19 protein-coding genes and 1 pseudogene are annotated in these 21833 nt (G+C 35.9%); 5 read left to right on the forward strand and 15 right to left on the reverse strand.

Features of this window, described 5'->3' with window-relative positions; genetic code table 11:
- Positions 1–72: 72 nt before the first annotated feature.
- Complete coding sequence (locus tag KRODI_RS11245) at positions 73–597, forward strand: DinB family protein (RefSeq protein ID WP_237699367.1); 525 nt, start codon at positions 73–75, stop codon at positions 595–597.
- On the opposite strand, the gene aroB is transcribed toward KRODI_RS11245, so the two are convergent.
- The gene (aroB, locus tag KRODI_RS11250; protein ID WP_013751725.1) at positions 594–1673 is read right to left on the reverse strand and encodes a 3-dehydroquinate synthase; all 1080 of its coding nucleotides are present in this window, start codon (positions 1671–1673) and stop codon (positions 594–596) included. The genes KRODI_RS11245 and aroB overlap by 4 nt on opposite strands.
- Positions 1674–1763: 90 nt before the next feature.
- On the opposite strand from aroB, the gene KRODI_RS11255 reads away from it, so the two are divergent.
- The gene (locus KRODI_RS11255; protein ID WP_013751726.1) at positions 1764–2933 is read left to right on the forward strand and encodes a proline dehydrogenase family protein; all 1170 of its coding nucleotides are present in this window, start codon (positions 1764–1766) and stop codon (positions 2931–2933) included.
- A 95-nt stretch (positions 2934–3028) separates the two neighbouring features.
- On the opposite strand, the gene KRODI_RS11260 is transcribed toward KRODI_RS11255, so the two are convergent.
- From KRODI_RS11260 to KRODI_RS11275, 4 genes are all read right to left on the reverse strand, one after another.
- On the reverse strand, positions 3029–3355 hold the full coding sequence (locus KRODI_RS11260; RefSeq protein ID WP_013751727.1) for a DMT family transporter: 327 nt from the start codon (positions 3353–3355) through the stop codon (positions 3029–3031).
- Positions 3356–3474: 119 nt separating this feature from the next.
- Entirely contained in the window at positions 3475–3963 is a 489-nt protein-coding gene (locus KRODI_RS11265) for a hypothetical protein (protein WP_013751728.1), read from the reverse strand.
- A gap of 103 nt (positions 3964–4066) precedes the next feature.
- Positions 4067–4438, reverse strand: a complete 372-nt coding sequence (locus KRODI_RS11270) for a hypothetical protein (protein WP_148235998.1) — start codon at positions 4436–4438, stop codon at positions 4067–4069.
- Between the two features lie 235 nt (positions 4439–4673).
- A complete protein-coding gene (locus KRODI_RS11275; protein WP_013751730.1) occupies positions 4674–5294 on the reverse strand; it encodes a hypothetical protein in 621 nt (206 codons plus the stop codon).
- Positions 5295–5550: 256 nt separating this feature from the next.
- On the opposite strand from KRODI_RS11275, the gene KRODI_RS11280 reads away from it, so the two are divergent.
- Positions 5551–6801, forward strand: a complete 1251-nt coding sequence (locus tag KRODI_RS11280) for a cation:proton antiporter (protein WP_013751731.1) — start codon at positions 5551–5553, stop codon at positions 6799–6801.
- Between the two features lie 123 nt (positions 6802–6924).
- Here KRODI_RS11280 and KRODI_RS11285 read toward each other — a convergent pair whose 3' ends face one another.
- From KRODI_RS11285 to KRODI_RS11305, 4 genes are all read right to left on the reverse strand, one after another.
- Positions 6925–7158: a hypothetical protein gene (locus KRODI_RS11285; protein ID WP_013751732.1), complete on the reverse strand. Its 234-nt coding sequence runs from the start codon at positions 7156–7158 to the stop codon at positions 6925–6927.
- Between the two features lie 340 nt (positions 7159–7498).
- Positions 7499–7942 carry a hypothetical protein gene (locus KRODI_RS11290; protein WP_013751733.1) on the reverse strand — a complete coding sequence of 148 codons (444 nt, stop codon included), beginning with the start codon at positions 7940–7942 and terminating at the stop codon, positions 7499–7501.
- 534 nt (positions 7943–8476) lie between these two features.
- Positions 8477–9103, reverse strand: a complete 627-nt coding sequence (locus KRODI_RS11300) for a hypothetical protein (RefSeq protein ID WP_013751734.1) — start codon at positions 9101–9103, stop codon at positions 8477–8479.
- Between the two features lie 732 nt (positions 9104–9835).
- A complete protein-coding gene (locus KRODI_RS11305) occupies positions 9836–11092 on the reverse strand; it encodes an alpha/beta hydrolase-fold protein (RefSeq protein ID WP_013751735.1) in 1257 nt (418 codons plus the stop codon).
- 1270 nt (positions 11093–12362) lie between these two features.
- On the opposite strand from KRODI_RS11305, the gene ltrA (KRODI_RS11310) reads away from it, so the two are divergent.
- Complete coding sequence (gene ltrA / locus KRODI_RS11310) at positions 12363–13631, forward strand: group II intron reverse transcriptase/maturase (protein ID WP_013751736.1); 1269 nt, start codon at positions 12363–12365, stop codon at positions 13629–13631.
- A gap of 108 nt (positions 13632–13739) precedes the next feature.
- Here the strand turns inward: ltrA (KRODI_RS11310) and KRODI_RS11315 are convergent, their stop codons facing one another.
- From KRODI_RS11315 to KRODI_RS11335, 5 genes are all read right to left on the reverse strand, one after another.
- Positions 13740–14297 (reverse strand): hypothetical protein, encoded by a 558-nt coding sequence (locus KRODI_RS11315; protein ID WP_013751737.1) that lies wholly within the window; start codon positions 14295–14297, stop codon positions 13740–13742.
- A gap of 738 nt (positions 14298–15035) precedes the next feature.
- Positions 15036–15407, reverse strand: coding sequence for a hypothetical protein (locus tag KRODI_RS11320; protein WP_013751738.1), 372 nt, complete (start codon positions 15405–15407; stop codon positions 15036–15038).
- 633 nt (positions 15408–16040) lie between these two features.
- Positions 16041–17195, reverse strand: a complete 1155-nt coding sequence (locus KRODI_RS11325) for a hypothetical protein (RefSeq protein ID WP_013751739.1) — start codon at positions 17193–17195, stop codon at positions 16041–16043.
- A 632-nt stretch (positions 17196–17827) separates the two neighbouring features.
- Complete coding sequence (locus KRODI_RS11330; RefSeq protein WP_013751740.1) at positions 17828–18409, reverse strand: nucleoside monophosphate kinase; 582 nt, start codon at positions 18407–18409, stop codon at positions 17828–17830.
- Positions 18410–18638: 229 nt separating this feature from the next.
- Complete coding sequence (locus KRODI_RS11335) at positions 18639–19031, reverse strand: RDD family protein (RefSeq protein WP_158307011.1); 393 nt, start codon at positions 19029–19031, stop codon at positions 18639–18641.
- A gap of 739 nt (positions 19032–19770) precedes the next feature.
- Here KRODI_RS11335 and ltrA (KRODI_RS11340) point away from each other — a divergent pair.
- Positions 19771–21040 (forward strand): annotated as a pseudogene (gene ltrA, locus KRODI_RS11340) (group II intron reverse transcriptase/maturase).
- Between the two features lie 105 nt (positions 21041–21145).
- Here ltrA (KRODI_RS11340) and KRODI_RS11345 read toward each other — a convergent pair.
- Positions 21146–21628 (reverse strand): hypothetical protein, encoded by a 483-nt coding sequence (locus tag KRODI_RS11345; protein WP_013751741.1) that lies wholly within the window; start codon positions 21626–21628, stop codon positions 21146–21148.
- Positions 21629–21833: the final 205 nt, after the last annotated feature.

Genomic DNA, 21833 nt, shown 5'->3' on the forward strand with positions numbered 1-21833 from the left:
AGACTTCATTTTACTAAAACCCTTTCTCTGTTGAGAAAGGGTTTTTTGTTACTTTTAGATTTTAAAACAAACATGATGATAACCACTAGCGCAGTTAAAGCAGGAGAGTACAATGAGTATTACAAACAGTATATAGATCAAGTGCCCGGCTCACTAGGCATCGCTCAAGCGCTAGATAAAGGTATGGAAGAGACCCGAGACTTCTTTGCGTCGCTTTCTCAGAGTGAGTTGTTATTGCGTTATGAAGAAGGGAAGTGGACCCCTAAAGAGGTGCTGTTGCACATTATAGATACAGAACGCATTTTTAGTTATCGTGCGTTACGTTTCTCGAGAATGGATAGCACGCCTTTACAAGGTTTCGAGCAAGATGATTTTGTACTATCTAGTGATGCAAACAGTCGCACTGTAGACTCTCTTATTGCCGAGTATGTCTCTGTAAGACAGTGTAGTTTATTATTATATGCGTCTATGACAGCGCAGACTATTGCAAACATAGGTACCGCAAGCGGAAGCCCGATGAGTCCACGTGCTGCTGCATTTATCACTGCTGGTCACGAGCGTCACCACATTAGAATTATTAAGGAGCGCTATCTTTAATCTATAGTGCTAGCTTGGTAATAATCAAAGGCTTCGTGGATAAGGTCATTTGAGACTTGCTTGTCTATCACTGGCTTTCCTATGCTTTCTAGAAGTACGAAGTTTATTTGCCCGTTGGCATTTTTCTTGTCGTACTTCAGGTACTCGATGATGGAGGTGATGTCCGCTTTCGCGAAAGCTACCGCATCATACATATCATTAAAGGTTGCAGTAATCTCATCTAGTTCATCTTGTGATAAACCAGAAAGCGCCACCGAAATGAAACTTTCCAAAATCATCCCAATAGCAATGGCTTCACCATGAAGTAAAGTAGTTCTATCTTCAGATGCTAGACAATACGACTCAATGGCGTGACCTAAAGTGTGCCCATAATTAAGCGCTTTGCGAATGTTTTGCTCCCGTGGGTCTTCTATAACAATATCATTCTTAATAATAATGCTCTCGTAGATGAGTTGGCTCAAGTCATCTGTTGTCAATGCACTCAGATCTTTGAGCTTCTCCCAATACACTCTATCTGCTACGAGACCGTGTTTATACATCTCTGCAAGTCCAGAACGTAACTCTTCTGGAGGTAAGGTAGCAAGAAACCCAACATCTATCAATACCATTTGCGGATTATTAATAACTCCAATTAAGTTTTTTAAAGTACCTAAGTCTACTCCGGTCTTACCACCTACACTAGCATCTACCATAGAGAGTAAAGAGGTAGGAACATTTATAAAATCCATACCACGCTTAAAAGTACTTGCTACAAAACCGCCAAGGTCTGTGACAACCCCACCACCTACATTGAAAATAAGTCCTTTTCTGTCTGCATCAAGATTTGCTAGTGCATCCCATACTCCAGTACACGTTTCTATAGTCTTATTAATTTCTCCATGAGGAATCTCAATAACCTCAATAGGAATCTCTGTGGCGAGATTGCCTAAAAAAGGAGCAAGACAGTGCTCGTGTGTATGCTCATCTACGATAACGAATATCTTACTGTAGTTGCTCTGTAGTAGTAATACATTAAGGGCATCATATCCAGATTCATTAAAAACGATGTCGTAAGAAGCGGCTTGTATGGCAGTCATTATTTTTGAAATTTTAACGGTTGCAAATTACTCACTTTTGAGTAAAAAAAGTTTAAAGTGGGTGTATATTTGTGTAACAAATATATTGATATGCAAACCTCTCTTTTTGAAAATACTGAAACTGCATTTGCTCTTAAATCAGATAGCGAACTAGAACGCGCTTACTTTTTATTTAAAATGATTTCTAAAGAACCGCTCGTGCGCATAGGTACAGCGGCAGCTCGTTTTGCTCTTGGTGCAAACTTACCAGTAGAAGGTCTTATACGCTCTACAGTGTTTGATCATTTTTGCGGTGGTGTAAATGAGCAAGATTGCATGACCTCTGTAGATAAGTTGTATAGTGCAAATGTATGCTCTGTACTTGACTACTCTGTAGAAGGAAAAGAAGAAGCAGCCTCTTTTGATGAGTGTATGAATAAGGTAATAGGGCTAGTGAAGTTTGCAGACGAGAAAGAGGCGATGCCTATTGTTGTTTTTAAACCAACGGGCGTTGGTCGTTTTGCTATCTGGCAAAAGCTGACCGAAGGAGAAGAACTAGATGCCAAAGAGCAAGTAGAGTGGGAGCGTATCAAGGAACGTGTAAACGCAATTTGTAAGATTGCTTATGAGCGTGATGTAGAAGTATTGATAGATGGAGAAGAGTCATGGATGCAAAGCGCCGCAGATGATCTAGTGGCAGAAATGATGGCACTCTACAATAAGGAAAAACCTATTGTATATAACACATTACAATGCTACCGCCATGATCGCTTAGATTACTTAAAGAAATTACACCTAGAAGCTCGCGCTCGCGGATTTACTATAGGAGTAAAGGTTGTTCGTGGTGCTTACATGGAGAAAGAGAATAAACGAGCCAAAGAAAAAGGATACCTAACTCCTATATGCGCTAGCAAACAAGCAACAGATGAGAATTTTAATGCTACTACACGTTATATAATTGAAAACCTAGATGACATCTCACTGTTTCTAGGAACTCATAATGAAGATAGCTCATTGCTTGCTGTAAAATTGATGGGTGAAATGGGAATAGCAAAGGAAGACAATAGAGTGTGGTTTGGACAGCTTTATGGAATGAGTGACCACATAAGCTTTAACCTCGCTAAGGAAGGCTATAATGTGGCAAAATACCTTCCATTTGGTCCTGTAAAAGATGTGATGCCTTACTTAATGAGACGCGCAGAGGAGAATACCTCAGTAGCTGGACAAACTAATCGTGAACTGGAATTGCTTAAAGCAGAGAAGAAAAGACGAAGACTATAATGACAATCACTTTTGAAGTATCATACTTATATAAAATAAACAGAAAGGTCTAGCATATGCTAGACCTTTCTGTTTAAAAATTCTAAGTAATTACATTAATTCGACACAAATTTTAAACCTACAATAGAAGCAATAAGGGTTGAAATAAAGAATAGCCTCCAGAAAGTAGCTGGTTCTTTAAATACAAAGATACCCAGTAGTACAGTTCCTACAGCCCCAATCCCTGTCCACACTGCGTAGGCGGTGCCTATAGGTAATTCACGTATCGCCCTAATCATTAAAAGCATACTTATGATCAAGCATAGTATAAAACCAATATACCAGTAGGTCCTCTCAGCTCCTTCGGCTTGTTTTGCTTTACCTAAGCATGTTGCGAAGCCCACTTCAAAAAGTCCTGCAATTATTAATAGTATCCAGTTCATTAGGTTGATTTAAATTATGTGTTACTTATTATTTCCACGTAGCAACCCCTTAAATATAAGCAAGTGATAAGCTTTGAGTAAAATATATAAGCCCTATAAATTTTATAGGGCTTTAAAATTTAGCTTGCTATCTGTAGCTTTTTGTTAATAAGGGCACTCCAGCTATCTGCAAGTTGTATCTCGCCATTAAGTTGCATATTATCTACGTCGTATAATGTAAAGCTTACTTCTTGATTAGCGCCATTAGATGGTGTAAAAGCTAGTGCTACGCGTTCTGTAATAGTAAGTTGCTCACCACCGCTTTTTACATTTCTATGCGTTTTTACTGTCTGGCAGTTCTTAATACTGGATAAATCTACAGAGGATGATTGTGCTTGTCCATTACTCTCCTTGTAAAAGAAAATGGTGTTTAATTCTTTATCTCTTCCTATTACAAAATCTCCACAAAACTCGTAATCACTTACAGTGTGATTTTGAGCAGTTGCGATATGATTAAGTGCTTGCAGCATTTTATTTTCTTTCTTCTTTTTATTAATGGCCATGATAACAAATGGCACGATGCAAATTGCTACAATTATTGTCCCTACGGTAATACTTCCTAAATCCATGATATTATTTTTTGATATTGGTATACTGGGCACTGCATTTATTGCAACGCCTTAAATGTTTTCCAGAAGCGATTATAACGTCCCGGAAGCAATACAAAATATATTACCAGAAGTAATGAAAAGGAAAGATGTGATCTGCCTTACGATGATGTGTCAAAACATTGATTGAGGTCTTTATGTACTGAGCATAAGTACTGCTAGTGAGTACATCTGTAGTACGTGATAAAGTTCCACAGCTAGAAACGAAATTCTTGAGGCTAGGAACACTAATACTACTCGGCACCTCTATCACAACTTCAGACTGCGGTAACTCTCCAACAATAGTTGCCGAAACTGCGGCAGTTACTTTTTCTGTAGACGAAGTAGTAGTAGTATTATCACTTAGATTAACAAATGATGTATCCATAGCACTCATTGCAAGACTGCAAAGGGCTACAAGAATAAATACACTTATATGTCTTAGCGTTGTTTTCACGCCGCAAATGTAATTTAGTTTTTAATACTGAAGTTTAAATAATAAAACTTTGTGAGTGATTTTAAGAGTTGCCATTCATCATAAATGGGCGTTTAGGAGAAAGTAGCGCTTTTGAATGAAAAGTATGTGATTAGAGAAGCACTAGGGGATGTTGTTACGCTTTCGCGAAAGCGTACTTAAAACCAATCATAACTAATAAGAGCTGCAAGAAGTGCTTTCAAAGTGATGCTGTGATTTAAGGCTGAAATAATCTAGAGACAATTGTAGTCGCAGCTGCTTTACTTCCTTTAAGCGAAGGATGAAAACCATCAGGGCCATAGTAGTCATAGTTATTGCTGGAGGTATAGTGTTTCTGCCAAGCGATACCAACAGGAAGTATAATGGCGTTATTTGTAGTTGCAGCGTCTTGATAATTCTGTATAACAGCATCTTGGGTATGGAGATATTGTAATGATGGCCATACCATAAAATATGCAAGCCTAGCATGGTATTTATTACAAAGGGCAGCATACTTTTTACCATAATCAATGAGCATATCGCGACCTTCTTGTTGTGATGACGGCCCTTGCTGAACGACCACATAGTCATACTTGCCAGTGGCGATGAGCTGCTGTATGTTGCCATCATTCCAGTGATCTTCTAGTGCATAATTAGGTAATGCAACCATGCGTGTCTTAATCTTTATACCCTTGGTTTTGGCATGTGCTTTTACAAGTTTGGGTAGATTATTAGTGTAGGTCAGGCTATTGCCTATAAAAAGGATTTTTATGTTGGGCTCCTTGGTTCCAGGTAACCACTCATTTGCGCTCAAGGTTGCGCTAAAACATAGATAAAGAATGATGATGAGGTGGCGCATGATTTTTTAAAATAAGACTGTCACTATAATAACGACCTAATGCACTAAAGATATCGAGATTTTTTACATTGAGCTATACTTTTGTTATCCGTTATAAAACAGACGTAGAGAAAACTTAACAAGCTTTTATGGCACTAGTAGCGCTATTATTTTTAACATTGTAGCGTGCCAGCTGGCTCTACACCAATAAATTTAACACAACATAGCAGTGGTACTATCTATGTGATAGAGGACTTGCGATTTAAGAAAAGAAACTATGGATTATTACATTATTATAGCAGCTTTGATATTTCTTGCAGCCATATTTGGGTTCATAAATGCGCGTTTTCTTAAGTTGCCTACTACCATAGGGCTTATGCTCATCACCATTGTGTACACCCTAGCTGTTTTTGCTTTAAGTTACTTTGATGATACCTTGCTCAGAGCCGAAATACAACTCATCAAGGAAATAGATTTTGAGAAAGTATTGATGGACTATATGCTTAGTTTCTTACTATTTGCAGGAGCGTTACACACTAATTTTGAACAGCTTAAAGTGCAACGCTGGCCTATTCTCGCCTTTGCAACCTTAGGGGTACTTGTCTCTACATTTCTAGTAGGTACGCTCGTGTTTTATCTACTACAATTATTAGGGCTCGAGGTAGACTTTATTTACTGTCTACTTTTTGGGTCTCTTATCTCGCCCACAGATCCTATTGCCGTACTTGGGATTCTTAAAAAAGCAAAAGTGCCTAAAAAACTAGAAACCAAAATTGTAGGAGAATCTCTCTTTAACGATGGAGTAGGAGTTGTGGTGTTTTTGACCATTTTTGGGATTGCGAGCGCGAAAGATAGTCCTGTGACACCGGTAGATATATTGACATTATTTGGTCAAGAAGTGCTAGGAGGAATACTGCTAGGGATGATTATAGGGTGGATTACCTATAAAATGATGAAATCTATAGATGATTTTAGTACAGAAGTAATTATCACACTTGCTGCCGTCATGGTGGGTACGGTGCTAGCAACAAAGCTGCACCTTTCTGCACCACTAGCAATGGTAGTTGCTGGATTATTAATAGGGAATGATAGAGTGCGCACAGCAGCAATGTCTGAGACGACAGAGCATTATGTAGATAAATTCTGGGAGCTCATAGACATCTTGCTCAACGCCATTTTATTTGTACTCATAGGGATGGAAATGCTCATTCTCACCTATCAAAATAGTTATTTACTTGCCGGAGTAATCGCCATACCTCTCGTACTCATAAGCAGGTATATATCATTGTGGTTACCTATAAGGGTCTTTAAGGATAAGCTCGATTTTGTACCAAAAACAAACCTCATTATGACCTGGGGCGGACTACGAGGCGGGATTTCTATAGCACTAGCGCTCAGTCTATCTGAAGATATGTATAGAGATATGTTTCTCGTGATGACTTATATTGTCGTGGTATTTTCCATTTTAGTACAAGGTCTCACCGTAGAGAAACTTGTAAAAAGAACCTCACTATCTAAAGCTGATTAGTATTCTAATCAAGAAAAAGAGCCAGACGCTTCTTCTTCTTATTACGGAGTAGGGTAGTTACGCTTTTGCGAAAATTTGAATGGGTGATGGTATTGCTATTTTTTCAAAATAGCGAATTGGAAATCATTGTTTTTGCAACCATTTCCTGATTTCCTTTCGCAAAGAAACTTCAGGTTTAGGCAACGGAATTGATTGTCTAGCTTGTTTACTTTTATTGAATTTTGAGAATGTAGTCTTATGTTTCTTCCAAATTTCTGGATACAGTTCTAAGAACTTATTAAAGAAACTCTGTTCATTAACACGCCCTTCTATCTGCGATAGTACTTCTTTAAATTTTTCCTCCTGATCTATAAACATATTGTTATTGCCCTATAATAGGTTAGTGTAATGTGGTTTGTGGTCTTGTTTTAAGATGAAGAGTCGGTCCTTTGGTTTTGGCCTTATCTTTTTCTCCTTTTACTGTTATTCAAAAATCATAGACCATACATAGTCTTTTGTCATTAAAAACATAGAAATTCCAATTCCAATGCTTACGAAAAAAATCTACTTCTTTTTTTGAGCTCTTTGTTCCATATTATAATTGTTTTGAGAGTGTTACCCCCAATTAACGCCAACAGACCCGTATAGCTTGTCGTGAGCTTGCCTAATGGATACGGTGATGTGATAGGCGTACTCTGTTAGTTGCTAGCAGAGCCGTCTACTCGATTGGCAATAATAATTTTTCAGTTCTGTTATCAGTAAAAATGGATTTTGAGTTTTCAATTAATATTCTAAGAAGCTTATTTATATCAGAACTATCTATATCCTTTATTTGAAATTCAAATTTTCGTTCACTGTTTAATTTGACTATTAACTTATTATCATTGATATTTATCTTGTCAATTTCATTAAATTTAATCGTTCTATCAGTTATCAAATTAAGCTTAATCACAATTCCTAATTTATTATACTCTACATGATTTTTATACCAAAATCTTTTGCTGAGCATAATAATCAAAATCACAAAGCCTAAACTTGTAATCAGTCCATTTTTATAGTTTAAAAGTAGTCCGAAACCTACTGATAAACATAACGATGCTAATATTAAAAGAGCAATTCTAGTCCAATTCCAAGATAAATTTTCAAAATTTATTTTTTTCATTTTCCTATTAATGATTTAATTAATTTAAAAACATATAAAATCGCCATTAATGACGTTATTCCGCAAATTAAATATTCCGATTTTGAATAATAAGTTATTCCGCCTATCATTCCGAATGCAGTCCACAATAGATTAGTCAAAATTTCAGTTTTGTTCAATTTTTTCGTCTTTTCTTGTTGTTCAGTCATACTATTGTCACCAGTCCACCGTATAAAGTGAGAGCGGCTCTCGATAGTTATCGGGATTGCTGGTTTGATTTAACGTATGGTTTTATTTGTTCGATCTAAATATACAATGAATTTTGGAGTTGTATGCCAGCTGTAGTATTTCCATGGTTTCTGCTTTCATATAGACTTTTTGAAAGCATAATGGAAGGTAGAGAAGAGGGTAAGTTTGATAAACAAGCCTTTGCCATCATAAAAATCAGGAAGACCCTGTGATGAAAATTATAGATCAAAATTAGCTTAAAAGCTTGTGCTGAGCTCTGTAGAAGTAGGCTTGTTTTTAACTCAGTTTTTTGCTGGCAAATCGTTTTTATTTAAAATACTTTTTGGCATTTTCCCAAATTTGATATTTGCTATGTTCTCCTAAATAATAATAATATTTTCCATCTGGTTTGATCAGAATATAATTTCCATATCGAACCTTATAAGGGAAAAATAGCTTGGAAAATAAATTATCTTTATCAGCTATCCAATTTATTTTTTTAGAATGATTGTATTCGAGATTATCGCATTCAGTTGAGTTTATCCAGAATTGATTAATATTTGCGATTTTATGCAGTTTTTTTGTGTAATTTCTATCAAAAATATTCCATGCTGATTTTGAGGAAGTGTTTCTATCTTTTTTTGGAAGTGGTGTTAAGTAATTAATTACAATATTTTGAGTCGAGTCAATTTGCTTATCAGTCAATTCTGTTAAGTATAATTTCAAATTTTCAAAAGTATTTTTGTTAAGTTGTCCGAATTTTTTTCGAGTCACTAATAAAGCTATTTGAGTTGTATCGTTCTCAAAATATAAGTCCAAATTTTTAACATAATCTTTGTTTTCAATGAATTCCTGTTTGTCAATTTTTTCTCCGCTTTCATTGTAGAAAGCTATTGGTTTTGTTTGTCCAAAAGACAAACAAGAGAATAGGATAAATGCAATTGCTAATCTCATAAACTATTTTTTTACTTAAATGTTTGCTAGCAGGCCACTGCATAAACCGAACGCAGCTCCCAATAGCTATCGGAATTGCTGTTTGTATTAGTTTGCGGCATTAATTGTTTGATCTAAATATACAATGAATTTTAGAGTTGTGCGCCGCACGTAGAGCTTTCAAACTTGCCTCCGACGAGCGCAGCGAGAGGAAGGCACAACATTCGCTTTATGCTGTAGTTGTGGCTGGTTGCAACAACGTTTCGCACTTTCTATGTTTTAGATATATACCCTAGACATTTTTGAGCCCTGCCTCCGACGAGCATGGCGAGAGGAAGGCATCAAAGAACCGCTTAGTCATGCCATAACCGATAATCAATAAGAAGACACCAAGAGCTTTAAAATCCTAGCGGATTTACTCTAACTCGATCTATACCCAACTCTTCGATATTTCAATGACTTTTGAGGTGTTCTGATTTTGAAGCGGAGCCATACGACGGCGGGAATTTGCAAGACAGCGCTTATGCTTGGAGTCGCACAAGAATGGGAGGATGGGCAGTCGCTCAAAGCCCTATACTAGGCACTACAATTACTATTAAACGGTTAAAAATCAGAGGTTATGTTAGTTTAATTGAGTACTACAAGCGAACTGTATAATTATTGAACCGCCGTATACGAGACCCGTACGTACGGTGGTGTGAGAGGCGCACTCTGCTAGTTGCTAGCAGAGCCGTCTACTCGATTAGCCTTTCGTTATTTTTTATTTAGAGCTTCAATTCTTTCTTTATAGTAATCGTCACCACTTAATTCATAGGCCTTGTTTAAGTATTTTAAGGCATTCTCTTTATCGCTTTGAGATTCATAATACTCAGCCATAGAATCATAAGCATTTGCACTTGTTGGATTATACTTAATATTCATTTCAAAAAACATGAAGGCCTTTTCAGGTTGTCCCATTTGCATATTCATGTAGCCATAGCCATTTAACATTTCATCTATCATTGGTGCAGTAGGAACACCAAAATGTTCGGTATAAATTTGTTCCTGCACCTTCAATAGCGAAACCAATTCTTCTATAGGGGTTTCTGGGTTATTATATTTTTGAGGTGATTTAAATTGATACCATTCAAAAAGAAAAATCAGCCCATCTCTTATTGATGGTAAGGGAACTGTACCATGTAAATCTTCATTATAAACTTTCCATGAAAAATTTAATCCATTCTGTTTTTGAGATTTAGTATAATTTGAAAATTCAATGATTGAACGCGCAAACAAAGTAAATTCTGAAGAGTCATCCATAATATTCTCCATGTTTATTTCTTCATTCCACATATGTAGCTGCTCTGCAGCTAAAGACACAAAGAGGGACTTGCCTTTATAACTTTCTGTACTCAGCTTTTGTTTTGCCTCCTTCAATAATTTTTGGTCATCCCAATCCAAACTTGGATCTATGGCTATATAGTTTTGAAAGAGATGTTTATGATTAACCAACATATTTATAGTAAACAATCCGGCATAAGAATGTCCAATTAATGTACGATAGTTCATAGTTGGATACTTACTATCAATATATGGGATGAGTTCCTCCTCCATAAATTTAGTAAAGATTTCTGCACCTCCAGTTTCATCGTTCATTGCACTACCGCGTCTCATTTTTATCTGCGAAGTAGTTAAATCTCTTATTCGGTTGTTGCGATTAGAAATCCCAACAAGTATCATATGTGGCAGGTAATGCCCCCAATAATTACCATAAACAGCTTCCAAAGTACTTTCTAATGAAAATCCATCAATTAGATAAATCACGGCATATTTTTCATCACTATCTGGCCGAAAATTATCTGGTAATCTTACCCAAAAGTCACGGCTTTCACTTAAAGTTTTAGAAAATATGGAATCTACTATTCGATTTTGAAATTGCTCTGTTTGGGGAACAGTTGTTTGTGCAATTGCATGTTGATTTACCATTAAAATTGATCCGATAAGTATAAATAAGTAGATGTAATATTTCATTATTTTTTTTTGGATTTAAATATAACTCTAAATACACAAGTTAGACTCAGAATTTATATTGGTTATTAGTTGTTCATAATGAAGGCTAACAGGCCACTGCATAAAGCGAGTGCGGCTCCCGATAGCTATCGGGATTGCTGATTTGCTTTAATTTGCGGTCTTGTTTGTTTGATCTAAATATACAATGAATTTTGGAGTTGTGCGCCGCGCGTGGAGCTTTCAAACTTGCCTCCGACGAGCGCAGCGAGAGGAAGGCACAACATTCGCTTTATGCTGTAGTTCTTGCATCCGACGAGTGAGTTACGAGCGAGAGGAATGCACAGGTTGCAACCACGTCTCGAGCTTTCTATGCTTTAGATTTATTCTTTAGACATTTTTGAGCCCTGCCTCCGAAGAGCATAGCGAGAGGAAGGCATCAAAGAACCGCTTAGTCACCTCATCACCGTTTATCAATAGAAAGACACCTAGAGCTTTAAAATCCTAGCGGATTTACTCTAACTTGATCTATACCCAACTCTTCGATATTTCAACGACTTTAGATGTATTCTGATTTTGAAGTGGAGCCATACGACGGCGGGAATTTGCAAGTATGCTACTGCCTTGGATGTGGCTTATCTTGAGTTGAAAAACATGTCCTTTGGCAATCAGCCGTCCACGTTGATGTATAAGGAAAGTTGCGTCTTTGTGTGCGAGGATTTTCCGAAGGAAAATCAGAAGCAAGCAAACGAGCAACTAACTTTGGTTTAGCTAAAACTAGCAATTTTTTTTATACGGTGTGTGTGCCCAGTATGGGCATCTTTAGACTACTTATTAAAAGTAGTTTATTTATCTAGAGGGTGCAAGTCCCTTATGGGTAGGGGTAACGCCTTGAACCATTAGTAAGCTGCAAGGTTGCTAGTTGTGAAGTTAGGACTGAAGAAAGCAGGACTACAAATCTCGGTACTGACGAACAGGAACCGTATATGAGGCATAATTATTTGGGTAAGCAAGCACATCATTGTTACGCTCTAAATAGTATCAAAAGGGTAATTATGTAGATACGGCAGGGATTGAGAGAAAGAAGATGTTCTTACCTGGGGAGGTCTCTATAACCAGGAGTTGGTCTATTAGAGAAGTCAGCAGAAGTCATAGTAGCTAAAGCCTGATATTTTAGTGAAGGACAGAACAATAATTGTCTTTAATGACCAAAGGAGTTGTTTTATGTTACGGATAGTTTTCTAGTAAAATAATAGCCTTTGATTAAGCGAGACAGCAATTCAAATTATGAGTATTGATTAAACAAGTAACAAGTAAAAAGAATCTAAACGAAGCCTACGCGCGAGTGTACCGTAATAAGGGATCTGCTGGAGTGGATAAGGTTCACATTAAAGAACTAAAATCTATACTACAGATTCATGGAAAACAATACATTTCGCACATAGAAAGAAAGCGCTATCAGGTGTCTCCTATATTAGGTGTTGAAATCCCTAAAAGCAATGGCAAGAAACGATTACTCGGTATTCCTACAGTTGTTGATAGAGTATTTCAGCAGGCATTACATCAAGTATTGCAACCTTTATTTGAGCCAGACTTTCAAAAGCATAGTTACGGGTTCAGACCACAACGTAATGCCCATCAAGCCACGGCACAAAGCCTTTTAAATATCAATGCTGGTTTTCAAGATATAGTAGATATAGATTTAAAGAGTTTCTTTGATGAAGTATCACACTGTATACTTCTAGAGTTGATTTACAAAAAGGTACAGTGCAAAGCTACGATGCGGTTATTGCGTTCATTTCTTAGAGCGCCTATACTGATTAACGGTCGATTACAAAAACGCAGAAAAGGCGTTCCTCAGGGTTCGCCATTAAGTCCATTGCTTTCTAATATTCTGCTCAATGAGCTTGATAAAGAATTAGAGCAACGAGGACATCGTTATGTAAGATATGCCGATGATTTTAGTATTTACGTTAAAAGTAAAGAGGCTGCAAAGCGTGTAGGTAACAGTATCTATAAGTATTTGCGAGACCACCTCCAACTTCCCATAAATAGGGTAAAGAGCGGTGTGCGGAGACCTTTAGATTTCCAAGTATTAGGCTTTGGATTTGTGCCAACGTATAAGAAAGGGGAAAAAGGGAAGTATCAGCTCGTGGTAACTAGGTCTAAATGGCAAGATTTTAAGTCAAAACTTAAATACCTGACCAAAAAGACGATACCTGCAAGTTTTGATGAGCGTATCAAACGTATCAACCTATTAATACGTGGTTGGATAAATTACTTTAAACCTGCCTCCATTCAGTCGAAGCTTAAGAAGCTAGAAGAATGGCTAAGGAACCGATTGAGGTACTGCATATGGCATCACTGGAAGAAACCAGAACGGAAGCGTAAAAACCTAATCCGTTTAGGAGTAAACTTAGACCACGCCTATGCTTGGAGTCGCACAAGAATGGGAGGATGGGCAGTCGCTCAAAGCCCTATACTAGGCACTACAATTACTATTAAACGGTTAAAAATGAGAGGTTATGTTAGTCTAATCGAGTACTATAATCGAGCTGTATAATTATTGAACCGCCGTATACGAGACCCGTATGTACGGTGGTGTGAGAGGCGCACTCTGCTAGTTGCTAGCAGAGCCGTCTACTCGATTGTGGTGTCGTTTTTTTTACTTTTAATAGTCAAATTTATAAGAATTTGTTGTTTTTATTTTTGTCCAATTTTTAAATTCAACATTCACAATTACTTCTTGAGTTCCGTGAACTTTTTCTTTAAACTCAAAATTTTCTTGATATGAAATTCCATATTTATTTAGGACTTCATCAATTTTATTTTTTTCCAGTTCCGCTTTTTTATATTCTCTTCTATATTTATTCAGTTTAGAGTAAGCAGCTGCCAGAAATGAAAATCCAGCTGCAATCATTCCAATTTTCACGTACCATAGATACAAGCTAAATATTTTCCAGTCAGATAAAAAATACCCAAGAAGTATTAAAAGAAAACCAATAATTATTGTGCCGTAGAAAGTCAGATGTGTTGACTTTTGGTTTCTGCGTATTATTTCCAATTCGAGATTAGCAATTTCTAATTTTTCTTGAAATTTTTTGTCAAGTGTAATTTTTGAGCAAGTATTATTAAAATCAGGTTTTTTATTGGTCAAGTTACAAGTCAATCCTTTTTTAAGACTCGTTATTTGGTTTTCGCATAAATCACAATGTCGTGAAAAATTCATTAAAATTTCAGTTCGGTTTTAGTCAGTTTTTGATTCCAGCGTTCGTTTTGGTAAATGCACCACAACAGGCCACTGCATAAAGCGAGTGCGGCTCCCGATAGCTATCGGGATTGTTGATTTGCTTTAATTTGCGGTCTTGTTTGTTTGATCTAAATATACAATGAATTTTGGAGTTGTGCGCCGCGCGTAGAGCTTTCAAACTTGCCTCCGACGAGCGCAGCGAGAGGAAGGCACAACATTCGCTTTATGCTGTAGTTGTGGCTGGTTGCAACCACGTCTCGAGCTTTCTATGCTTTAGATTTATTCTTTAGACATTTTTGAGCAGTGGCCTGTGGACGGCTGATTGGTAGGGTGGGAGCTTTAAAATCCTAGCAGATTAACTCTAACTTGATCTATACCCAAATCTTTGATATTTCAACGACTTTTGAGGTGTTTTGATTTTGAAGTGGAGCCATACGACGGCGGGAATTTGCAAGTATGCTACTGCCTTGGAAGTGGCTTATCTTGAGATGAAAAACATGTCCTTTGGCAATCAGCCGTCCACGGTTGGGCTAAGCGTAGTGCGGAGGCAAGGAAACTTTTCGTTTCCGTCTTCCGACGTAGCTAAAGCTTATTGTTTTGCTTTTTCTTTTTTTTGTTCAAAGCTAAATCCATAAGATTTAGCGACTTTATAAATATACACAGACCTTTCGGTTTTGCCCTAAAGTCCGCATTACGTTTAGGTTCTGTTGTAAACAGTTATTTAATGAGATAAACAGTTGTTTTATATTTTTCATATTTTCTTAAGTCTACCTGTGAGAATTTTGGATTTTCCGAAGAATAGTAAACATCTACCTCATATCCCATACAATCCTTATTTTTATAGCAATCAAAATATTCTACTCCAACTGTCCCATCGTATTTTTTATTGTCCACAATATATTCGTAATCAATCGAATATCTGGCCATATTAATAAATTCGAAATTTGTTATTTTTCCAACCACATGTTTTCTATTCGTCTTTACGCTGTAGTCTATTAGTAAATGATAGGTAGTGGTTCCAATAATTGCGATTGCCAGAAGTCCGAAGATGAACATTTTCCAAAAAGGATTTTCCTTAAATTTTTCCATTAATGATTCTTGGTCGTGCAACGTATTTTAAGGTAGTCGTAATTGTTTACAACAGGCCACTGCATAAAGCGAGTGCGGCTCCCGATAGCTATCGGGATTGCTGATTTGCTTTAATTTGCGGTCTTGTTTGTTTGATCTAAATATACAATGAATTTTGGAGTTGTGCGCCGCGCGTAGAGCTTTCAAAAATGTCTCATTCGCTTTATGCTGTAGTTGTGGCTGGTTGCAACCACGTCTCGAGCTTTCTATGCTTTAGATTTATTCTTTAGACATTTTTGAGCAGTGGCCTGTGGACGGCTGATTGGTAGGGTGGGAGCTTTAAAATCCTAGCGGATTTACTCTAACTCGATCTATACCCAACTCTTCGATATTTCAATGACTTTTGAGGTGTTCTGATTTTGAAGCGGAGCCATACGACGGCGGGAATTTGCAAGTATGCAACTGCCTTGGATGTGGCTTGTCTTGAGATGAAAAACATGTCCTTTGGCAATCAGCCGTCCACGTTGTTGTATATGGTTTGTTACGTGTTTCAAGCAACTAATTAAGTAAATAATTACCGACGAAGAAAGTCCGCGAGGACTTTCGTAAGTAGGCGAGAAGCAAGCAATAAATTATATACGGTGTTACAGCAAGTTACTCTGTGTTATATCGTTTCAGTTTTTTTAATTCCGGTGGTCCTAGCATTAAGCTCATTTCCTTATTAATTGTTTCCAAAACTTCATCAAAAACCCACTTATTTTCGTTAAACATCCAAATTATCATAAACGAATTTACTTCTTTATAAAAAACAATTGATATGCATTTATTTAATTTATGTCTATACTTAAAAATTTCTCCAGCATTTCTTGCCATTATTTTCCATTCAGGTATATCTTTTTTCTGTATGGGTAAAAAAACAAAACCACAATTGTGATTTTCATTAACAAATTGATAAGGAAGAATTTGCTCGTTATTTTTACAATGGTTTATCGATTTTTTGAAGCGTAATAAAAATTCTGATAATTCATATCTTTTTAATTTAGCGATTTCAGTTATTATTTTATGATATTCATTATTATTCTCTTTTTCTATAAGAACTAATCTTTCATAAAAAATATGTAAATAATCTTTGAAATCATAATCAGATTTGTCATTATTAATATTATCTAAATTTGATAAATAATCAAAATTTATTTCTTTGATATTTTCGTTATTTATAAAATGACTTAAGATGTAATATTCGGAGTATAAATCAATGTTTTGTATATAGTACTCAATAAATTTAGCTCTAAAATTAAGGTAATCACTTAATTCCGAAGGTGTAATTAATTTATCACATAAAAAATTATATATTTTTATTTCAAATATGTGTATAAAACCTTGTATTTTACTTTTAGTAAATTTTAGGTTTCTATTTTTATTTTCCAAATCTAATTCACACAAATACAGAATAATATTATGAATGATAGAGTTGTCTTTTAAAGAAATTTCTATTTTTTGATTTCTTTTATTAATAATAGGAATACACTTATGTTCATTAAGATATTTATGTGTATTCTTAATCTGAGTTTTAGCTTTTTTTAAAACCTTATTTAAAAACCATTTATCGTTATTTTCTGTTGAGTTTTGATTATTCCTTTCCTTTATTTCAATGAAAAACATTAAATCACCTATCCAAACGATATTATCTGATAATTCAAGCTCATTTTTATCTATTACGAATTCATTTTTATTGAAAGTGAACTCCTTAAAGAAATGAGTAGAATTAATTTCAGAAACAGAAAATTCAGATTGGGTTTCTTTTTTCATAATTTGCTGTAACAGGCCACTGTATAAAGCGAGTGCGGCATTTTGCTGATTTGCTTTAATTTGCGGTCTTGTTTGTTTGATCTAAATATACAATGAATTTTGGAGTTGTGCGCCGCGCGTAGAGCTTTCAAAAATGTCTCATTCGCTTTATGCTGTAGTTGTGGCTGGTTGCAACCACGTCTCGAGCTTTCTATGCTTTAGATTTATTTTTAGACATTTTTGAGCAGTGGCCTGTGGACGGCTGATTGGTAGGGTGGGAGCTTTAAAATCCTAGCGGATTTACTCTAACTCGATCTATACCCAAATCTTCGATATTTCAACGACTTTTGAGGTGTTCTGATTTTGAAGCGGAGCCATACGACGGCGGGAATTTTCAAGTATGTAACTGACTTGGATGTGGCTTGTCTTGAGATGAAAAACATGTCCTTTGGCAATCAGCCGTCCACGGCTCCGTATATGAAAAGTAGCGCTGAAAATAAGCGGTTACTTTTCGGATGAAACACAAGCCAGATTTTTAAATTTTACTATTTATCTTTTTATTGGAAATCGTCAAATTTAAAAATTTGGCGACTTTCCAAAAATGCCCAAACCATAGTGTTATCAATGACTTGTGCTATTTTTTATATACATTGTTAGGCACAGTCTTTTATCCGCTGTTGTATATATTCAGTACTTAAATCAGCGACAAAATCCATTTCAATTACTTTCCAATTATATTCATCCGAAGCTTTTTTGATTTCAGTTATTTGCTCACTTCTTTCTTTAAACTTCGTTTTCCAATTATCAATAATTTCAGAGCCATATTTATCAACCCATTGTCTTTGTTTCGGATTTTCAAAATGTTCTTTCATAAATGTTTTAGGTTCATTTTGTTTAAAATACCAAATATTTTCTATCTCAATATTTTCCGTTATCAGGACTTTTTTAAGTCCGTTAAATTGTTCCACAGTTCTTGGATATTCAGCCAATAAAACATTATCGTCAATTTCTTTTAAGTTTTTTGAGATAAATTTTCCAATAATGTCAGTCGTAAGCATTTTTCCACTATCCAATAATTTCATCATTTCTTTTCCTAAATCATCATCTTTTCGCAGTTGTTCCCTCAAAGATTTTCCCAAATTAAAAACTGAAGAATTCAATTCATATGACAATGCACTTTCAGTTTTATCTTTAGAAAGTCCAAAGTCCAGAAAAAGAATATTCAGTTTTCGCATTTTTTTCAGATTGTGCCTAACGGTTTGTATAAGAATAGTAGGGTTGAAAATAGACAGTTACTATTCGGTATAACACAAGCCGAATTTTTAAATTTTACTTATTACTTTTATTTTTCAATAAGCCAAATTTAAAAATTTGGCGACTTTGCAAACGTGCACATTCCATTGAATTCAGCACTAATTGCCCTATTATTTTTATACGGTGTTATCTCTTGTTTTTTCGCTATGCTCATAGATTTGTGGTAATTTTAAAAATAAATCCGTACAAGTTTAAAAGTCCGTAAATATTTACAATTCCGAAAACTATTCCGAAGAAAAGTTCTTTATTCAGTCGGTAATTTTTTAGTTCCGCACCAATTGACTTTAGATTTTTTTGGTTTTCAAATCCTATTTGAGTTTTCGCTATTCTATCGCCAATTCGTCTTTTAGGACTCATTAAAGTAAACAGAATATCAATTGGGATAATCGGTAAAATATTTCGCAACGAACATTTCCATTCATTAGCTTTTTGGCCGTCTAAATTTTGTACTTGAATTCCGAATATTCTTTTTCCGATACTTTTTCCGTTTAGAAAATCTTTATTCATTGCAACTGGATAAATAACAAACATTGATATAATCAAATCCGCTGAAATTGCAAATAATAAAATTCCGATTATGCATAAAATCAGATAATCTACAGCAAAAGATTTGGCTCTATTTTTTAATGTTGAATTCAGAAGTATTGTTTTTTTTAAATAAGAGATAACGGTTTTGTATAAGATTAGTTGCGTGGTTTAGCAACGAATTTAGCAAATACAAACCAAATAGAAAATCCGCGAGGATTTTCGTAAGTAGGCTCGTACCAAGCAATTAATTTTATACGTTGTGTGTGCCCAGTATGGGCATCTTTAGACTACTTATTAAAAGTAGTTTATTTATCTAGAGGGTGCAAGTCCCTTATGGGTAGGGGTAACGCCTTGAACCATTAGTAAGCTGCAAGGTTGCTAGTTGTGAAGTTAGGACTGAAGAAAGCAGGACTACAAATCTCGGTACTGACGAACAGGAACCGTATATGAGGCATAATTATTTGGGTAAGCAAGCACATCATTGTTACGCTCTAAATAGTATCAAAAGGGTAATTATGTAGATACGGCAGGGATTGAGAGAAAGAAGATGTTCTTACCTGGGGAGGTCTCTATAACCAGGAGTTGGTCTATTAGAGAAGTCAGCAGAAGTCATAGTAGCTAAAGCCTGATATTTTAGTGAAGGACAGAACAATAATTGTCTTTAATGACCAAAGGAGTTGTTTTATGTTACGGATAGTTTTCTAGTAAAATAATAGCCTTTGATTAAGCGAGACAGCAATTCAAATTATGAGTATTGATTAAACAAGTAACAAGTAAAAAGAATCTAAACGAAGCCTACGCGCGAGTGTACCGTAATAAGGGATCTGCTGGAGTGGATAAGGTTCACATTAAAGAACTAAAATCTATACTACAGATTCATGGAAAACAATACATTTCGCACATAGAAAGAAAGCGCTATCAGGTGTCTCCTATATTAGGTGTTGAAATCCCTAAAAGCAATGGCAAGAAACGATTACTCGGTATTCCTACAGTTGTTGATAGAGTATTTCAGCAGGCATTACATCAAGTATTGCAACCTTTTATTTGAGCCAGACTTTCAAAAGCATAGTTACGGGTTCAGACCACAACGTAATGCCCATCAAGCCACGGCACAAAGCCTTTTAAATATCAATGCTGGTTTTCAAGATATAGTAGATATAGATTTAAAGAGTTTCTTTGATGAAGTATCACACTGTATACTTCTAGAGTTGATTTACAAAAAGGTACAGTGCAAAGCTACGATGCGGTTATTGCGTTCATTTCTTAGAGCGCCTATACTGATTAACGGTCGATTACAAAAACGCAGAAAAGGCGTTCCTCAGGGTTCGCCATTAAGTCCATTGCTTTCTAATATTCTGCTCAATGAGCTTGATAAAGAATTAGAGCAACGAGGACATCGTTATGTAAGATATGCCGATGATTTTAGTATTTACGTTAAAAGTAAAGAGGCTGCAAAGCGTGTAGGTAACAGTATCTATAAGTATTTGCGAGACCACCTCCAACTTCCCATAAATAGGGTAAAGAGCGGTGTGCGGAGACCTTTAGATTTCCAAGTATTAGGCTTTGGATTTGTGCCAACGTATAAGAAAGGGGAAAAAGGGAAGTATCAGCTCGTGGTAACTAGGTCTAAATGGCAAGATTTTAAGTCAAAACTTAAATACCTGACCAAAAAGACGATACCTGCAAGTTTTGATGAGCGTATCAAACGTATCAACCTATTAATACGTGGTTGGATAAATTACTTTAAACCTGCCTCCATTCAGTCGAAGCTTAAGAAGCTAGAAGAATGGCTAAGGAACCGATTGAGGTACTGCATATGGCATCACTGGAAGAAACCAGAACGGAAGCGTAAAAACCTAATCCGTTTAGGAGTAAACTTAGACCACGCCTATGCTTGGAGTCGCACAAGAATGGGAGGATGGGCAGTCGCTCAAAGCCCTATACTAGGCACTACAATTACTATTAAACGGTTAAAAATGAGAGGTTATGTTAGTCTAATCGAGTACTATAATCGAGCTGTATAATTATTGAACCGCCGTATACGAGACCCGTATGTACGGTGGTGTGAGAGGCGCACTCTGCTAGTTGCTAGCAGAGCCGTCTACTCGATTACCCAACGTTTTTTATTTTCAGTTCAACAGTAGTTTTTCCGTTCGATTATTAAAAATCCGAATAAAATCCTCCGTTTTATTATTCACGATACAGCCTCCAGAGCAAAAGTTCAAGATTGTAACTTTCGTTTCATTTTTTAATTCACTCGTCACTAACTGTTCAGGACATCCAGAGTATCCTCCAACACTTTCGATAATAATTGGCTTTTTTTCCAGAAAATAAGCAACTGCTAATTGATTAATTTGGTCTTCCAACCATTTAATTTCGTTATCGTTTAGTTTGTCTTTCAATTCATACGCAAACTTTAGTTTCCAAATTGAATTCAGGTCAGTTTTTAGAAATTCGCTCGAAGGTTTATTTTCTAAATCAATTTTAAAATTCTTTGGCGTATAGTTTAATAATTCCAGATACTCTTTTTCAGATTCAGGAATAGAATCATTGTTTTGAGCAGTACAGATTGTACTTAGAAGGAAAATTGTTATGAATATGATGTTTCTCAAATGTTGGGTAACGTTGTTGTGTATGGTTAGTTGCGCGGTTAAGCAACTAATTTAGTAAACAAATACGAACCCGAGAAAATTCCGAAGGAATTTTCCAAATAAGCACTTGCCAAAGCAATTAATTATACACGGTGTGTGTGCCCAGTATGGGCATCTTTAGACTACTTATTAAAAGTAGTTTATTTATCTAGAGGGTGCAAGTCCC

It is taken from the genome of Dokdonia sp. 4H-3-7-5 (genome assembly GCF_000212355.1).
In the GTDB taxonomy this organism is placed as follows: domain Bacteria; phylum Bacteroidota; class Bacteroidia; order Flavobacteriales; family Flavobacteriaceae; genus Dokdonia.

Excerpts from the sequence above, each read along its gene's own strand:
- KRODI_RS11245 (WP_237699367.1), top strand. The coding sequence starts at position 73 with ATGATGATAACCACTAGCGCAGTTAAAGCAGGAGAGTACAATGAGTAT.
- aroB (WP_013751725.1), bottom strand. The coding sequence starts at position 1,673 with ATGACTGCCATACAAGCCGCTTCTTACGACATCGTTTTTAATGAATCT.
- KRODI_RS11255 (WP_013751726.1), top strand. The coding sequence starts at position 1,764 with ATGCAAACCTCTCTTTTTGAAAATACTGAAACTGCATTTGCTCTTAAA.
- KRODI_RS11260 (WP_013751727.1), bottom strand. The coding sequence starts at position 3,355 with ATGAACTGGATACTATTAATAATTGCAGGACTTTTTGAAGTGGGCTTC.
- KRODI_RS11265 (WP_013751728.1), bottom strand. The coding sequence starts at position 3,963 with ATGGATTTAGGAAGTATTACCGTAGGGACAATAATTGTAGCAATTTGC.
- KRODI_RS11275 (WP_013751730.1), bottom strand. The coding sequence starts at position 5,294 with ATGCGCCACCTCATCATCATTCTTTATCTATGTTTTAGCGCAACCTTG.
- KRODI_RS11280 (WP_013751731.1), top strand. The coding sequence starts at position 5,551 with ATGGATTATTACATTATTATAGCAGCTTTGATATTTCTTGCAGCCATA.
- KRODI_RS11285 (WP_013751732.1), bottom strand. The coding sequence starts at position 7,158 with ATGTTTATAGATCAGGAGGAAAAATTTAAAGAAGTACTATCGCAGATA.
- KRODI_RS11290 (WP_013751733.1), bottom strand. The coding sequence starts at position 7,942 with ATGAAAAAAATAAATTTTGAAAATTTATCTTGGAATTGGACTAGAATT.
- KRODI_RS11300 (WP_013751734.1), bottom strand. The coding sequence starts at position 9,103 with ATGAGATTAGCAATTGCATTTATCCTATTCTCTTGTTTGTCTTTTGGA.
- KRODI_RS11305 (WP_013751735.1), bottom strand. The coding sequence starts at position 11,092 with ATGAAATATTACATCTACTTATTTATACTTATCGGATCAATTTTAATG.
- KRODI_RS11315 (WP_013751737.1), bottom strand. The coding sequence starts at position 14,297 with ATGAATTTTTCACGACATTGTGATTTATGCGAAAACCAAATAACGAGT.
- KRODI_RS11320 (WP_013751738.1), bottom strand. The coding sequence starts at position 15,407 with ATGGAAAAATTTAAGGAAAATCCTTTTTGGAAAATGTTCATCTTCGGA.
- KRODI_RS11325 (WP_013751739.1), bottom strand. The coding sequence starts at position 17,195 with ATGAAAAAAGAAACCCAATCTGAATTTTCTGTTTCTGAAATTAATTCT.
- KRODI_RS11330 (WP_013751740.1), bottom strand. The coding sequence starts at position 18,409 with ATGCGAAAACTGAATATTCTTTTTCTGGACTTTGGACTTTCTAAAGAT.